This window comes from Thalassospira sp. TSL5-1, from assembly GCF_001907695.1.
Classification (GTDB): domain Bacteria; phylum Pseudomonadota; class Alphaproteobacteria; order Rhodospirillales; family Thalassospiraceae; genus Thalassospira.
The window spans coordinates 861,272-876,761 of record NZ_KV880638.1 but is presented as its reverse complement, the minus strand read 5'-3'; the positions used below and the strand labels follow the sequence as shown (position 1 = coordinate 876,761).

The 15,490-nt window shown below is 56.9% G+C and carries 13 protein-coding genes and 1 tRNA gene; 9 read left to right on the top strand and 5 right to left on the bottom strand.

Translation table 11 applies throughout. The annotated features are described in order from the left end of the window. Positions 1-15: 15 nt before the first annotated feature. From LF95_RS22980 to LF95_RS13510, 3 genes are all read right to left on the bottom strand, one after another. Complete coding sequence (locus LF95_RS22980; protein WP_168173705.1) at positions 16-168, bottom strand: hypothetical protein; 153 nt, start codon at positions 166-168, stop codon at positions 16-18. After that, positions 143-1,993, bottom strand: coding sequence for a lytic transglycosylase domain-containing protein (locus tag LF95_RS13515; protein WP_083607779.1), 1,851 nt, complete (start codon positions 1,991-1,993; stop codon positions 143-145). Before LF95_RS13515 ends, LF95_RS22980 begins: the two co-directional genes overlap by 26 nt. A 360-nt stretch (positions 1,994-2,353) precedes the next feature. Beyond that, positions 2,354-3,259: a uracil-DNA glycosylase gene (locus tag LF95_RS13510; RefSeq protein ID WP_073955574.1), complete on the bottom strand. Its 906-nt coding sequence runs from the start codon at positions 3,257-3,259 to the stop codon at positions 2,354-2,356. Between the two features lie 236 nt (positions 3,260-3,495). Between LF95_RS13510 and LF95_RS13505 the strand changes: the two genes are divergently transcribed. Beyond that, entirely contained in the window at positions 3,496-5,133 is a 1,638-nt protein-coding gene (locus tag LF95_RS13505) for an electron transfer flavoprotein-ubiquinone oxidoreductase (RefSeq protein WP_073955573.1), read from the top strand. Between the two features lie 89 nt (positions 5,134-5,222). On the opposite strand, the gene LF95_RS13500 is transcribed toward LF95_RS13505, so the two are convergent. Next, complete coding sequence (locus tag LF95_RS13500) at positions 5,223-6,758, bottom strand: aldehyde dehydrogenase family protein (RefSeq protein WP_073955572.1); 1,536 nt, start codon at positions 6,756-6,758, stop codon at positions 5,223-5,225. Then, positions 6,755-7,654, bottom strand: a complete 900-nt coding sequence (locus LF95_RS13495; protein WP_252509761.1) for an NAD(P)-dependent oxidoreductase — start codon at positions 7,652-7,654, stop codon at positions 6,755-6,757. The genes LF95_RS13500 and LF95_RS13495 overlap by 4 nt, the downstream gene beginning before the upstream one ends. Before the next feature lie 255 nt (positions 7,655-7,909). Here LF95_RS13495 and LF95_RS13490 point away from each other — a divergent pair, with 255 nt between their 5' ends. The 8 genes from LF95_RS13490 (at position 7,910) to LF95_RS13455 (ending at position 15,390) form a co-directional block, all read left to right on the top strand. Next, the gene (locus LF95_RS13490; RefSeq protein ID WP_073955571.1) at positions 7,910-8,839 is read left to right on the top strand and encodes a LysR family transcriptional regulator; all 930 of its coding nucleotides are present in this window, start codon (positions 7,910-7,912) and stop codon (positions 8,837-8,839) included. Positions 8,840-9,014: 175 nt separating this feature from the next. After that, positions 9,015-9,845 carry a DUF3100 domain-containing protein gene (locus LF95_RS13485; protein WP_073955570.1) on the top strand — a complete coding sequence of 277 codons (831 nt, stop codon included), beginning with the start codon at positions 9,015-9,017 and terminating at the stop codon, positions 9,843-9,845. Positions 9,846-9,847: 2 nt separating this feature from the next. After that, positions 9,848-10,336 carry a hypothetical protein gene (locus tag LF95_RS13480; RefSeq protein WP_073955569.1) on the top strand — a complete coding sequence of 163 codons (489 nt, stop codon included), beginning with the start codon at positions 9,848-9,850 and terminating at the stop codon, positions 10,334-10,336. Positions 10,337-10,431: 95 nt separating this feature from the next. Beyond that, the gene (locus tag LF95_RS13475) at positions 10,432-11,616 is read left to right on the top strand and encodes a M20 aminoacylase family protein (protein WP_073955568.1); all 1,185 of its coding nucleotides are present in this window, start codon (positions 10,432-10,434) and stop codon (positions 11,614-11,616) included. Positions 11,617-11,706: 90 nt separating this feature from the next. After that, positions 11,707-12,330: a DJ-1/PfpI family protein gene (locus LF95_RS13470; RefSeq protein WP_073955567.1), complete on the top strand. Its 624-nt coding sequence runs from the start codon at positions 11,707-11,709 to the stop codon at positions 12,328-12,330. Between the two features lie 216 nt (positions 12,331-12,546). Next, entirely contained in the window at positions 12,547-14,265 is a 1,719-nt protein-coding gene (locus LF95_RS13465; protein WP_073955566.1) for a tetratricopeptide repeat protein, read from the top strand. 25 nt (positions 14,266-14,290) lie between these two features. Continuing rightward, the gene (locus LF95_RS13460) at positions 14,291-15,181 is read left to right on the top strand and encodes a 4-(cytidine 5'-diphospho)-2-C-methyl-D-erythritol kinase (RefSeq protein WP_143182040.1); all 891 of its coding nucleotides are present in this window, start codon (positions 14,291-14,293) and stop codon (positions 15,179-15,181) included. A gap of 134 nt (positions 15,182-15,315) precedes the next feature. Continuing rightward, positions 15,316-15,390, top strand: a tRNA-Gln gene (locus tag LF95_RS13455). The last annotated feature ends 100 nt before the right edge of the window (positions 15,391-15,490 follow it).

Sequence of the window (15,490 nt, the reverse complement as noted above, 5' to 3'; positions counted from 1 at the left end):
CTCTGGTTACAATCATCATGACGGGATGTAGGCACGCAGACAGGCAGGTAAAACAAAACCGCCATTGGCCGTTTGATCGCCAATGACGGTTTTTAAAAACCATTGTTCTGCCGCCACCATTGGTAGGCAGGCAAAACGCCCCTTACTGCGAAGAGGCCACGTCGTCATCCCCATCCTGGGACTGATAAACCGGCCATTTACCAGCGGCAAGCCGGTCAAGCGACGGGCGATCCTGGCCCAAACGCGAACGGTACATCCAAAGATTTGCCATCACCCGTTCAATAAACAGGCGGGTTTCACGCGACGGAATGCTTTCAATGAAATAAAGCGGGTCTTCATTATCCTTAAGCGCCTTTTGCCAGCGACCAAGATTGCCAATACCGCCATTATAGGCCGCCATTAACTGCAAAAACCCGTTATCAACCCCGTTCTGATCCAAAAGATGGCCGACATATTTTTGCCCCAGGCCGATATTGATTTCCGGCTCATAAAGCTCTGCCCGTTTGGCCCCGCGATAGCGGGTATTGCCAATATAGCTGGCGGTTGCCGGCATCAACTGCATCAGGCCCCGCGCGCCCACATGGCTGCGGGCCTCGGCATTAAAGCCCGATTCCTGACGCATCAGGGCGTAAATCAGGGCACGGTCAACGTTATAGCCCCCTTCAGGCACCCATGACGGCACAGGATATAACGCATTCACAATCACCTCGCCCGATTTCTGGGCGATGTAATTGCCAAGGCGCATGGTCAGCGCGGCAAAATTTTCGCTATCCGCCAGGGCCAAAACAGCGCGGCGCAGGCTGGGGTCGGTGGAAATGGCAGCTTTGCGCAATTCGCGTTCCGCCTCGTGACGGTTGCCAATCTGTAACAGGGCGAGGGCACGCCGCCCTTTCGGGTCCAGGCGCAATTTATTGGCGCGGTCCTGGGTCAGGCTCAGGCTGTCCCAGTCAAACACGTCATCACGACCCAATGCGCGCAAGGCCAGCAAACCATAAAACGAACGCGGATATTTTGCTGCCCGGTTCAAAAGCTTGTCAGCCCGATCAAACTTTCCCCCGGCCAGGTCAATACGTGCCGCCCAAAATGCCCCGGCCGACCGTGTCCAGCTTGACGCGTACTGGTTGGTTGAAAGATCATCAAACTGCTGGTGGGCTTCGTCAAACTTGTTCAGGCGCCAAGCGGTCAAACCGGCAACCCACAGGGCTTCGGGCAGGTATTTACCAGACCGTTTGGCTGCGCGCGCCGCATGCTTTAACGCCAAATCCGGTTTGCCAAAATAATAATAGCCCGAGGCAATCGCCGCCCGGGCCTGGTCCTGTTCATAGGCATCAAACAGATGCTGCGCTTCCTGGCTATCAAGGATTTCAAGCGCGCCTGTCGGCCAGCCCGAGCGTATACGCGCATGAATGCGGCGTTTTAAAACCGAAACCCGGCTGCGCTGTGCGGCAGACAGGCTTTTGGTCGATTTATGATAATAGGGACGAATGTCCTCGTAATCATATCCAGCGCCCTTAAGATAGGACCCGACCGGGCTTTTGGGCTTTGCCGCCGAACCACGGCGCATCATGGCAAGTTTGTAAATGCGCGGCGCTTCGGGCAGGTCGGCATATTTCGCCAGCCAGTCGCGCAATTCGGAAAACCGGGAACGATAGGCCGTCGGATGCAGATAACGCTGCGCCATGACATGGCCCATCAAAACATCATCGGACAGCCGCGATATCAGATGATCGGCATCCTTCCAGCGACCGTCCTCCTGTACCTTGAAAATCTGGCGATACAGTTCGGCATCACGGCTGGAAAGAACAGACGGGATTTTAACCGCATCGCTGTCAGATGCGTCGTCCAGGCCAGGGCTGCTAAGTGCGGCCTGTTCCTGTGCAGCATGCGCCACTTTTGGCCCGGTCACACACAAGGTGGCCAGAGCAAAAACGGTAAAGCTACGCTTGATCCGCGCTGAAATACGCGAACTGAACACTATGCTTGCTTCGATCAAAACCTGTTTTCCCCAATCGGACCCCGGTGTGAACGCGGTTTTTCTAACCCGAAGCAGTTTGTCGTCGCAACCTGTCTCAGCGGTTTTTTCCACTTTTCTGGGCAAATATATACCAGCAATTTCGCAGGCAACGAAGCCTTTTTATCCTATAATCAGCACCTTGCCCGACCCACGGTTGCGTTTGCATAGCAGCCCTGCCTGTCGCATAAAACGAGTCTTATTTTGGCAATTTTCCAAAAACAGTTATCGAATCCCGGCCATCACCCTGCCCGGGAAGCGTTTTTTGCAGGCATTATTCTGATATCAAGGATGAAAATGGCAGCCCCAAAAGGGGCAATAAAACCGCGCGGAATGCCTGGCCTAATTTGCCACGCCACGCCATTTTTTAACAATGGCGCGCAAATCCTGCCAGGCCACACGTTTTTGTTCGGGCGTCTTGATCAAATATTCCGGGTGATACATTGCCGTGACATCCACCTGCAGCGAATCGGAAAAGGCAATATCTTTCCAGGTGCCACGCAGGCGGGTAATGCCCTTGTTTTCAGCCAGCAAAACCTTTGCCGCATTCCCGCCCATGCACACCACGATGCGCGGGGATACCAGCGCAATGTGACGGCGCACAAACGGTTCGCACACCATTAATTCATCCGGGGTTGGCTGGCGGTTTCCCGGCGGACGCCAAGGCAGGATATTGGTCATATAAACCGTTTCGCACGATAATCCGATGGACCGCAACATCGCCTCAAGCAACTGCCCTGGCGCGCCAGCAAAGGGCAGGCCCTGCCGGTCTTCGTCGGCATCGGGCGTTTCGCCAACCAGCATGATTTCCGCCGCCGGGTCACCCGCACCAAAAACCGTGTTACTGGCCGACTTTTTAAGCGCACATCCGTCAAATGCGGTAACAGCCTGACGCAAATCATCAAGCGTTTGCGCATCCGACGCCGCCCGCTGGGCCGATTGGCGGGCCTCATGCGGGGCATCGGACAAAACAAACCCACCCGTGCCAACAGGTGGCATCATGGCACCAACACTGCCTGCCCCCGCCGCCGCGCTGCGGCCAGAGCCAGCACCTTTCAAACCAAAGGTCCCCCGCCCGCCCGGTGCGGTTTTCGGCGCATTGCCCTGGCGCGAAAGACTTTCCGAAGCCCGGAACCGGTCTAACGGTTCGTCGGCAATGGCTTCATCAACACCCATTTCATATTGCCAGATAAGGGCTTGCAGCGCATCGAGGCTATTTACATCAAAATTTGATATTGGTTTACTCATTTACACAATAAAGGCGTATGTTTTAAGTACATCCTTCAAAAGGACGACAACCGGCTGGCGTGACTTTAACGAGTTTGAGCGCGTTGTGCCATATACAAACAGAAGATTAATCGGTATAGATATACCGATTAAATACGCAGTGCAGTAAGGGGCCTGGGCGAGACCCCGATCATGACGATACCGCCGCAGCACACAAACGGCAAAAAGCCAACGCTGCGATAAAGGAGAGAGACGAGATGGAACGGGAATCCATGGAATTTGACGTGGTGGTCGTTGGTGCAGGCGTTTCGGGCCTTGCCGCTGCCATCCGCCTGATGCAACTCGCCCAGGAGCAGGAAAAGGAAATCACGGTTTGCGTGGTGGAAAAGGGCGCCGAGGTCGGGGCGCATACCCTGTCGGGGGCGGTTATTGAACCACGCGCCATTAACGAACTGTTCGCCGACTGGCAGGAACGTGGCGCACCGCTGAATGTTGCCGCCAGCGATGACCAGTTTATGATGCTCAGCGAAACGGGGGCGCGCAAACTGCCCACCCCGCCGCAAATGCACAATAAGGGCAATTACATTGTCAGCCTGGGCAATGTCTGCCGCTGGCTGGGCGAACAGGCCGAGGCACTGGGGGTAGAGGTTTATCCCGGTTTTGCCGCCGCAGAGGTGCTGCTTCACGATGACGGGTCGGTCAAAGGCATTGCAACGGGCGATATGGGACTGTTGCGTGATGGCACCCCTGGCCCCAACCACGAACCGGGCATGGAACTGCATGCCAAATACACCTTCTTTGCCGAAGGCTGCCGTGGGTCTTTGTCCGAGCAATTGATCCGCAAGTTCGATTTGCGCAAAAATGCCGATCCGCAAACCTATGGCATTGGCATCAAGGAATTGTGGGAAGTTGACCCGGCCGTGCACAAGGAAGGCACCATCCAGCACACGGTTGGCTGGCCGCTGGATAGCAAAACCTATGGCGGGTCGTTCCTCTATCATCTGGATAACAACCAGGTCGCGGTTGGTTTTGTGATTGGCCTGGATTACGAAAACCCGCATCTCAGCCCGTTTGACGAATTTCAGCGTTTCAAAACGCACCCGGAAGTGCGCAAGATTTTTGAAAATGGCCGTCGTATTTCATACGGCGCACGCGCGCTGAACGAAGGCGGTTTTCAATCCCTGCCCGATCTGGTTTTTCCCGGTGGTTGCATCATTGGCTGTTCGGCCGGCTTTATGAATGTGCCCAAAATCAAGGGCTCGCACACCGCGATGAAAACCGGCATGCTGGCCGCCGAGGCCGCGTTCGAGCAACTGACCAGCGACAGCCCGGCACCGGTGCTCGATGCCTATCCCAAGGGTGTTGAAAACAGCTGGATTTACCCGGAACTTCACAAGGTCCGCAACATCCGCCCCAGCTTTGCCAAATGGGGCTTTTGGGGCGGCATGGTCTATAGTGCGGTTGATACCTATGTCTTTGGTGGCAAGGCCCCCTGGACCTTTAAAAACCATGCGGACCATTCCTGCCTGAAACCGGCAGCGGATATGCCGAAAATTGACTATCCCAAGCCGGATGGCAAGATCAGCTTTGACAAGCTTTCATCGGTTTTTCTGTCGAACACCAATCACCGCGAAGATGAACCGATCCACCTGACCTTAAAAGATGACAGTGTGCCGGTGGATGTGAACCTTGCCAAATATGCCGGGCCCGAGGCGCGCTATTGCCCGGCCGGGGTTTATGAATTTATCGCGGATGAGGAAAAAGGCGGTCAGCGTCTGCAAATCAATGCCCAGAACTGCGTGCATTGCAAAACCTGCGACATCAAGGACCCGACCCAGAACATCGTCTGGGTGGTGCCCGAAGGCGGCGAAGGCCCGACTTACCCGAATATGTAAGCCGATACCTGTATTTAAACATTCAAAGGGCCGCATCATACGATGCGGCCCTTTGACGTATTACATGGTGAAAATGATGGCTGCCCGGTTTATTCAGGGGCATATCCAAATGCAGCAGGCGGGTTGGCCGCCGTTTCGGTCCAAATGCTTTTGGGCTGCATATATTCCATCAGCCCTTCCTTGCCGCTGGACCGGCCATAGCCACTGGCCCCAAAACCGCCAAAGGGCGACATGACATTGATGGTTTTGTAACTGTTGATCCAGAAGGTCCCTGCCCGCACTTGGGCCGCCACGCGGTGCGCACGATCTACCGATTGCGTCCAAACCGCACCGGCCAGGCCAAATTTGCTGTCATTGGCAATTGCCACCGCCTCGGCCTCATCCTCGAACGGAATAACGGAAACTACCGGGCCAAAAATTTCCTCGCGGGCAATTTTCATGTCATTGCGCACATCGCCCAGAACCGTCGGGCGGAGGAAATATCCGGCCTCACAAGCCGCACCGTCCGGGCGCATCCCACCTGCCAGCAATGTGGCCCCTTCCTTCTGGCCGTCTGCCACCAGGCGGCAAACGGTCTGATATTGGGCGTCATTATTAATTGGGCCGATCTGGGTGGCGCTGTCCATCGGGTCGCCAACCGGAATACGGTTAGCGCCCTCCACCAGCATATCAAGGAAGCGATCCATCACACTTCGCTGCACCAACAGGCGCGACCCGGCAACGCAGCTTTGCCCCGCCCCGCTAAAAATGGCGGCCTGGGCCCCCAATACCGCGCGTTTCAAATCGGCATCCTCAAACACGATATTGGCCGATTTCCCGCCCAGTTCCAGCACACAGGGCACAATGTTTTGTGCGGCTTGGGCGGCAATAATCGCCCCGGTCCGCGGGGAGCCGACAAAAACCACCTTGCGGGTGGCATCATGCGTGGTAGCGGCAACGCCGGTTGAGGTACCAAGCCCCGACAGCACCGTTATCACCCCGTCGGGCAGCCCGGCCTTTTTGGACAAGACCCCCAAGGCCAATGACGAAAGCGGCGTCATTTCCGATGGTTTCAATACGGCTGCATTGCCGGTACACAGGGCTGGGGCCAATTGCCAGCCGGCGGTAAAAACCGGCGCGTTCCAGGGGGTAATTTGTGTGACCACGCCAAAGGGTTCATAACGGGTATAGTTCAAATGGCTGGTCGGCACCGGGATGACATCGCCATGCAGCTTGTCGGCCCAACCGGCGTAATATTCAAACATCTCGGCGACTTTAAGCACCTCGACCTTTGTATCGCGAATCGGCTTGCCCGCTGTCATGGTTTCCAGCAAGGCCAGATCATCCAGATGATCACGTACCTGCTGCCCAATCCGCCACAGGATGCGCCCGCGTTCAGCCGCGCTCAAAGCCCACCAGACTTTTTGCCCGGCAACAGCCGCACTCATGGCGGCGTCCACAACTTCAGCTCCGGCATCCCTGATGCTTAAAAATGCCTTTCCGGTAGCCGGGTCAATCAGCTCGAACGCGTCGCCATGCCCGGGCATCATTGCGCCATTCACCCAGCTTCCGATGTCGTCTGTTCCAAAAAACGGGGCCATCGCCTTTTGGTAATCACGCGGCATCAATTTGGCTTGCTGGCTCATGCTTTTTCTCCTGCCGGGGTGGGCGCACATTCGGTAATCCGGTTAAAATCGTCATCATCGGCCAGAATTTCGGCGCTATCTGCCCAAATTTTTCCGGCCAATTCACAGACTGGCAGGGAAATATCCTTTTGCTCTGCCAGGCTCATGGCAAGGCGCATATCCTTGCGCATCAGGCCCATGGTAAAACCGCTGTCAAACGCGCCATTCATCACCCATTTCGGATAATTGACCTCGCTGATCGCACTGCGACCCGACCCGGCATTCAGGGCGGCAATCAGATTTTCGGTGGTCACACCGGCGGCATTGCCCAAACGCACCGCTTCACGCATGGTCAAAAGGTGGCTTGCCACCAGCATGTTATTAACGATTTTCACCGCATGCCCCGCCCCCACCGGGCCAACATGGGTAATTTTACCGCCCAATGAATTGAGGACCGGCCGCGCACGGGCCACATCGGCCTCGGCCCCGCCGACCATCATGGTCAAATTGCCGCTATTGGCTCCGGCCGGGCCACCGCTGACCGGCGCGTCAATCAGGATGTGGCCCTGCTGGCGCAAGGCCGCATCAATTTCGCGCGTCACATCGGGTTCCGATGTTGTTGTGTCAATCACCAGGCGCGGGTCCAGATCGCGGGTGGCAAGCCCTCCCTCGCCGGTTAAGACCGCCCGCACATGGTTTGCCGTTGGCAGGGACAGAATGATGGTCGAACAGGCGTCAGACACCGCGCCCAAACTGGCAACAGTCGTTACCCCTGCGGCGGCGGCACGGGCCTGGCTTGCGGGCGATACGTCAAACCCGACAACCGAAAAACCGTCCCGAAGCAGGGTGCGGGCCATGCCCAAGCCCATATTGCCAAGGCCCACAACACCAATGGCGCCTGTTTCCGCATTAATCACGATATTTGCCTCATTGCTGTCAGACAGCAGGGATGCCGAATAAAACCGCGTCTTCCTGTGACCACCCTGCCTGATCCGATGTGATTTTTAATTTTGCCCCGGAACTTTCCAATCGATACCCGGCGAACTCAAGATCAATTGCCGGAACATATTGTTGCCGAAACAGCAACAGGTATGGTCTGATTGCGTGATCCGTTTTATAAACCCGACACCCCCGGTACCCCGTCACACCTCCCTGCATCAGGCCGATATGCCATGAAGATCGACGATAAACCGCTGCGTTATTTCCTGGCCGTGTTCGAGGCCGGTTCCATCCGCACAGCAGCAGACAACCTGCGCATTGCTCCATCCGCAATCAGCCGGCAAATCGCCGGGCTTGAGGCACATCTTGAAACGCTTTTGATGGAACGCACCAAACGCGGTATCATTTTTACAGAATCTGGCCATATAGTTGCCGCCCATGCAAGACGGCGTTTTGAAATGGACGAGGCCTTTGCCGTGGACCTGGCCGCCGCCCGCGGGGCCATTGCCGGAACGGTGCGCATTGCCACGGGTGAAGGTTTTGTCGTCGATCTGGTCAACCATGTTGTGCGCCCACTGCGCGACGAATTTCCCGACGTGCGACTGGAAATCGATGTGGCTGGCACCGAAAAAATGACCCACGGTATTTTGCGCGATGACTATGACATGGGCCTGGTGTTCAACCCGCCACGCAACCCGGATCTGGAGCTTCTGGCCGAAGGGCACGCCCCGCTTTGCGCCCTGGTTCCTCCGGCATTTGAATTGGCAAAACAGCAAAGCTGTGTGCTGGCCGATACGGTCAATTACCCGCTGGCCCTGTTAAACCCGCATTTTGGCGTTGCCAAGCTGCTGGCGAATGTGGACCAGGGGCGCGGCCTGGCACGCGATGCCTTTTTGACCGCCGATTCGATCAATGTCGCCATTCATTTTGTGCTTTCGGGTGGCGGCATCACCTTTTTGCCCGCCTTTGCCGTATCACGACAATTACGCAGGGGCGAGGTTGTGGCCGTGCCCCTGACGGACCCTTATCTGGCGCGTGTGCCCTCGCACCTGCTTGTCCGCAAAGGCCGCCCCAAAACCGCCGCGGTTCGGGCTGTTAGCAACATGATTTGCAGCCGAATGGAGGCATTTGGCGCAGCCTGTTATCCCGATGAACATTCCTGACCTTCAATAGCTGTTGCCGTTTTGGCAACAAAGCCATCCCAAAATGGCACTTGCGCCTGCCGGGGTGAATTTTCATTCTCGGTCAAAATCCCCGGCAGCAAAAATGGCAAAATTGTGAAATCCGCCTGCGCCGGAGACCGAAAACAGGGCCGTCTAACATCAAGGAGACAGGGAAATGAACGCGCTTCGGGGGCAGTTGGAGCTTTGGCGGCTTCACCTTGCTGTTATTGTTGTTGGCACCATCGCCGAATTGATCGGCATTCAGAAAATTCCGCTCGGGATCGGGGCAATTTTGCTGCTGCCGCTGCTTTATGCCTTTATCATGGCGGCCTTGATGAACCCCAACCTTATGCCGAAATTCGGCAAAATCATCCGTCAGAAGGAAGTCCAGGCGGCATCACCGCTGATCGTGGTTGCGATCATGCCGTTTATTGCCAAATTCGGCACCACCATTGGCCCGGCAATCAACACCATTATCGAGGCAGGCCCTGCCCTTATTTTGCAGGAACTGGGTAATCTGGGTACCATTGTGCTGGCGTTTCCGCTCGCCGTATGGGGCCTTAAGATGGGGCGCGAGGCGATTGGTGCGACCTTTTCGATTGCGCGTGAACCCAACCTTGCCATCATCGCGGACCGTTACACCCTAAAAAGCCCGGAAGGGGCCGGTGTGATGGGCGTTTATGTCATTGGCACCCTGTTTGGCACCTTTATTTTCGCCATTCTGGCCTCGCTATTTGCCAGTTCCAACCTGTTTGACCCGCGCGCGCTGGCCATGGCATGCGGCATTGGCAGTGGCTCGATGATGGCCGCCTGCACCGGAGCTTTGACCGAAGTTGTGCCCGCCATGAAGGATGAAATCCTGGCCTTGGCCGGGGCCAGCAACCTTCTGACCTATGCCACCGGGCTGTATGCCGGGCTGTTCCTGGCCTTACCGATTGTGGAAAAACTCTATGATGCGACGGCAGGTAAAAAAGACCTCGCCCATGCCAGCAACAAGGAGGGCTGATCATGTCTGATAGCGCCGTTGCAACCAAATCGACCCGCGTGAAAATCAATCTGGTCGATCACGCGCTGACCCTGATCATTGTCTGCCTTGTCGGGCTGGTAATGAATACGGTTGGGCCGAAAATTCCGCTCGCCGATGGCTTCATGGGCATGGTGGTGATTTATGTCATCTCGCTGGCGGGCCTGGCACTCACCCGGTTTGCCCCGTTTTATCTGCCCAGTGTTGCCTGGATTTCGCTGGTGGGCATCATTGCGACCCTGCCGGGTGTTCCCGGGTCGGAATGGGTTGTCGAACAGGCCAAATCGGTCAATTTCCTGGCCCTTGCCACCCCGGCCCTGGCCTATGCCGGGTTTGCCATTGCCAAAAAGGAAATCGAGGTTGCCAAGCATTCCGGCTGGAAACTGGCGCTGGTGGCCTGTTTTGTTTTTCTGGGCACCTATGCCGGTTCGGTGCTGGTGGCAGAACTGATCTTGCGCCTGCAAGGCGTTTGATCCAGCATTAACGCCATAAAACCCTGCATGGCGGGGGCATCATGACATGATGTCCCCGCCTTTTCCCGCCCCTTTACAATGCAAAGAGCAAGCAAATGACCACCACCAAACCCGCCCTTCATCCGCGTGCCACCGAACTTGTTGATGAATTTACCGCCTGGCGGCACCATTTGCATGCCCATCCCGAAACCGCGTTCGAGGAAAAGCTGACCAGCGCCTTTGTCGCGGAAAAGCTGCAATCCTTCGGGCTTGAGGTCAAAACCGGCATCGCCAAAACCGGCGTGGTTGCGACCCTTCATGGCAAGGGTGGTACAGGCAAACGCATTGGCCTGCGCGCCGATATGGATGCGCTGGACATTCACGAAACCACCAATTTGCCCTATGCCTCCCAACATCCGGGAAAAATGCACGCCTGCGGCCATGATGGTCATATGACCATGTTGCTCGGCGCGGCGAAAATACTGGCGGAGAACCCGGATTTCACCGGCACGGTGGATTTCATTTTCCAGCCTGCGGAGGAAAATGAGGGTGGCGGCCGCGACATGGTGGAAGAAGGCCTGTTTGAAACCCACCCGGTTGACGCCGTTTACGGAATGCACAACTGGCCGGGCCGCGATGTTGGCACAATGGCGATGCAGGCCGGGCCGATGATGGCAAGCTACGATATTTTTGAAATCAATATTGATGGCCGGGGCTGCCATGCCGCCATGCCGCATTTGGGCCGCGATCCGATCACGGCGGCAGGCCAGGTGTTACTGGCGCTGCAAACCATTCCGGCACGCAATGTTAACCCGCTGCAAAGTGCGGTGATTTCACCAACCCAGATGTTTGCGGGCGATACCTGGAATGTCATCCCCGAAACAGCCACCCTGCGCGGCACGGTCCGCACCTTTGACCCGGCGGTGCAGGATTTGGTGGAGGACCGCCTTAAAACCGTGGCCGATGCCACCGCGCGCGCCTTTGATTGCACCGCGCGTGTGATGTATCAGCGCCGCTACCCCGCCACCATCAATAGCGAAGCCGAAACCGCCATCGCCCTGGCTGCCGCCACACAGGTTGTCGGGGCCGATCAAATCGACACCAGCCCGGAGCCCTCGATGGCAAGCGAGGATTTCGCCTTCATGCTCAATGCAAAGCCCGGCAGTTACGTTTGGCTGGGTAACGGGCCAACCGATGGCAACTGCCTGTTGCATAATTCGGCCTATAATTTTAACGATGCCGCCATCCCCTATGGCGTCAGTTACTGGATTTCGCTGGTCAAACAGGCCCTGGCCGCGTGATTTTGCGGCCCGCCATGCTTATTTTTCTTGTCTAGGCCGCAAACTGCGCGTTCAATGGCTGCCCTTTTTTAACTGCGGGCGGTAGGACGAATGAAAATCGCGATTGTGACACTGGATGGCTTTAACGAAATCGACAGCTTTGTTGCCCTGTCGATTTTAGGCAGGGTTAAGGCCGAGGGCTGGTCCGTCCAGATCACATCGCCAGAAAAAACCGTCACCTCGATGAATGGGGTGACGGTCACCGCGCAACAGCCGCTGTCCTTTGGCAACGAGGCCGATGTGGTGCTGTTTGGCAGTGGTACACGCACCCGCGACCATACCGCCGATGGCATCATTGCCAGCGAACTGAAACTGGACCCGCATCGTCAATTAATCGGCGCGCAATGCTCCGGGGTTTTGTTTTTGCATCAATTGGGCCTGTTGCCCGCCACCGCCACCACCGATGCCAAAACCCGCCCGCTTCTGGCGGCCACCGGCTGCATTGTCGAGGATAAACCCCTGATCGCCCAGGGCAATGTCGTTACCAGCGGCGGTTGCCTGGCGGCGCAATATCTGGCGGGCTGGGTCATTGCCCGGGGCCTGGACCTGGACAGTGCGCTGACTATTCTCGAATATGTCGCCCCGGTCGGGCAAAAATCCTTCTTTGTCAAAACGGCAGGCGATATTATCCGCCCGCAATTAAATGTGCCCGCCCAGGCCGCCCTTTATTGCTAAGAACTGCGGATATAGGGCGCAAAAGCCAACGATCGCCCGCCTCCCAAAGGCCGGACTCGCGGCAAAGTGATGAAATCCAGGCCCCGGGGCTGGCAAATGCTTTGCCTTATATAGGCCGAATGAGTAGGGTAGCGACATATGCTTAAACGGATTGCCCATACCGTTTGATCATCACGGTTGTAAACCGCGAGCAAAAATGAAAAGCAGGAAAAATTCTTGAAGCGCAATCTGTTACATCTGCTGGTCCCGGTAACGGCCCTTGCCCTTTCTGCCTGTGGCACACTTGGCCCCAATACCCAAAACCAGCCCTTTGACTATCCGCAAAGCGACGGTTTTGCTGGCAATTTCCTGGCAGGCAAGGTCGCACAAAGCGACAATGCCGATGACGCGGCCGCACAATATCTGTTTCGCGCCCAGAAACTGGAACCCGGCAATGACGATTTGCGCCGCCGCACCTTTCTGGCCCTAATTTCGGATGGCCGCATCGCCGATAGTGCCACCATCGCCAAACAATTGCTGGTCGAACACCCCCAGCAGGACCTGTTTGCCGTGCTGGCCGTCACCGATGCCGATATTCGCGCCCAAAATTACCAGGCCGCGCTTGATACCATTAATACCCTGCCCAATCGCGGGCTGAATTCCATTATCCGGCCCATTGCGCAGGCCTGGCTTTATACCGCGCTTGAGCGCCGAAGCGATGCCCTGGCCGCCCTTGACAGCCTGCAAATCAACAAGGGCCTGGCCCCGCTTTCGGAATATCACCGGGGCCTGATCCTGGATTATTTTGGCGATTTGAACGGGGCGGAACGCGCCCTTGCCAATGCCTATGGCGACCCGGCTGACGCCCCGCTGCGTGCGGCCGAAGCATTGGGCGCGATTTACGAACGCAAAGGCCAAAACCAAAAGGCGGAACTGCTGTATCAAAGCTATATGGACCGCCATCCCCAATCCCTGGTCATGCCCTATCATCTCGAACGCCTGAAAAAGGGCGAACCACCCCTTAGCACCGTGCTGACCCCGGCTTCTGGCCTGGCGGAGGGGTATCTGGATATCGCGACCCTGTTAAGCCAGGAAAACGCCGTTGAACCCGCGCTGATCATGGCGCAGTTTTCGCTGTCCCTGCGCCCAGGCGATGCCGTGACCAAACTTTTGGTGGGCGAGGTGATGGAAATCCAGAAACGCTGGCCCGAAGCGATTGCGATTTACAAATCCATTCCCGAAAATTCCCCGCACAGCTGGAACGCCCGCCTGCGCGAGGCCGCCAGCCTGACGGAAATTGACCAGAACGACGCGGCCATTTCGCTGTTGCGCACAATGATCAATGAACGCCCCGACCGGGCCGATGCCCTGATTCAACTGGGCGATGTTTTACGTGCGACCAAACAGTTCAGCCGTTCCGCCGATGCCTATAGCGAGGCGATTGACCGGCTGGGCGGCGCACAAAATGTGGGCTGGCGGCTGCTGTATCGCCGGGGCATTTCCTATGAACAGGCCGGACAGTGGGACAAGGCGGAACAGGACTTTTTGCTGGCCCTCGAAATGGAGCCTGATCAGCCCTACATCATGAATTATCTGGCCTATAGCTGGGTGGACCGGGGCATGAATTTTGACAAGGCCCAGGAAATGCTCAAACGCGCGGTCGCGCTAAAGCCCGATGATGGCTTTATCGTCGATAGCCTGGGCTGGGTTTATTACAAGCTGGGCCATTATGAAAAGGCCGTCACACAGCTTGAACATGCAGTTTCGCTGATCCCCGATGATCCAACGCTGAATGACCATTTGGGCGATGCCTATTATCAGGTCGGGCGTTATCACGAGGCGGAATTTCAATGGCGACGGTCGCTGTCATTTGATCCATCTGCGGACCTGCGCAAGGAAGTTCTGGCAAAACTGAATGGCAAAAAACCCGCAACCGGTACGGCTGCAACCAATTAACCTGTTATAGAAAATGGGCAGGGCCATGCACAACCAGTTGATCGAACCGGCACAGGCCAAGATTAACCTTTTCCTGCATGTCACCGGCAAACACGACGATGGCTATCATACCCTCGATAGCCTGGTCTGTTTTGCCGATTGCGGCGATGCCATTCGCGCCCGCCCGGCCGATGACGATACCCTCACCCTTGCCATCACCGGGCCAATGGCCCCCGCCCTGGCCGATGCCAGCACCGCCGATAACCTCGTGATGCGCGCAGCCACCCTGCTGCGGGATCGTTTTGGCATTCGCCAGGGGGCGGAACTTATTTTGGAAAAAAACCTGCCCGTGGCCTCGGGCATTGGCGGGGGATCGGCCGATGCCGCCGCCACCCTGCGGGTTTTGTGCCAGTTATGGGGCATTCCTGCCCGCCCGGCGGATCTCGCCCCGCTGGCGCTGGAACTTGGGGCCGATGTGCCGGTCTGCCTTGAAGGCGGCACGGTATTAATGCAGGGCATTGGCGAACAGCTTATCCCGCTGGCCCCGCTGCCCGGTTTTTCGCTGGTGCTGGTTAATCCCGGCAAGGCGGTTTCGACCCCGGCAATTTTCAACGCGCGGGATGGCGACTTTACCGAGGGGGATTTGTGGGCCAGGGACCAATCCTTTGCCGATGTCACGTCGCTGGCCGATGCCCTGCGCGACTGCCGCAATGATTTGACCCTGCCTGCCGTCACCCTGCTGCCGGAAATTTGCGATGTGATGGATGCCCTGGCCCGCGCCGATGGCTGCCTGCTGGCGCGCATGTCGGGCAGCGGGGCGACCTGTTTTGGCCTCTATCCCGATGCACAAATGGCTGCCAGTGCCGCCAGCGCCATTGCACATGCCAATCCCGGCTGGTGGGTCAGGGATTGCAAAATTGCGCCCGCGCAGGGTTAAGCCCCATACATCACCCCCGCCAAACCCCTGAAAACGCAGCCAAAGCAAAAAAATCCGCCGCAAAGAAAAAAGGATCAAAATAGAGGGTTGCACTTGGCGGAATAGGACGCTATTTTCCGCGCCACACACGCTGATGGGGCGTGGCCAAGTGGTAAGGCATCGGTTTTTGGTATCGTGTACCGTAGGTTCGAATCCTACCGCCCCAGCCAAGACAAACCCCTTTGAGGTTTTCCTCAAAGGGGTTTTCTTTTGCCGATATCTTTGCACAATCTTTGCCCGAGCAAGGCTGCAAAATCCCCATCCCTCGCC

Coding starts and splice junctions, on each gene's coding strand:
- LF95_RS22980 (WP_168173705.1), bottom strand. CDS start 168: ATGACGACGTGGCCTCTTCGCAGTAAGGGGCGTTTTGCCTGCCTACCA.
- LF95_RS13510 (WP_073955574.1), bottom strand. CDS start 3,259: ATGAGTAAACCAATATCAAATTTTGATGTAAATAGCCTCGATGCGCTG.
- LF95_RS13505 (WP_073955573.1), top strand. CDS start 3,496: ATGGAACGGGAATCCATGGAATTTGACGTGGTGGTCGTTGGTGCAGGC.
- LF95_RS13500 (WP_073955572.1), bottom strand. CDS start 6,758: ATGAGCCAGCAAGCCAAATTGATGCCGCGTGATTACCAAAAGGCGATG.
- LF95_RS13490 (WP_073955571.1), top strand. CDS start 7,910: ATGAAGATCGACGATAAACCGCTGCGTTATTTCCTGGCCGTGTTCGAG.
- LF95_RS13485 (WP_073955570.1), top strand. CDS start 9,015: ATGAACGCGCTTCGGGGGCAGTTGGAGCTTTGGCGGCTTCACCTTGCT.
- LF95_RS13480 (WP_073955569.1), top strand. CDS start 9,848: ATGTCTGATAGCGCCGTTGCAACCAAATCGACCCGCGTGAAAATCAAT.
- LF95_RS13475 (WP_073955568.1), top strand. CDS start 10,432: ATGACCACCACCAAACCCGCCCTTCATCCGCGTGCCACCGAACTTGTT.
- LF95_RS13470 (WP_073955567.1), top strand. CDS start 11,707: ATGAAAATCGCGATTGTGACACTGGATGGCTTTAACGAAATCGACAGC.
- LF95_RS13460 (WP_143182040.1), top strand. CDS start 14,291: ATGCACAACCAGTTGATCGAACCGGCACAGGCCAAGATTAACCTTTTC.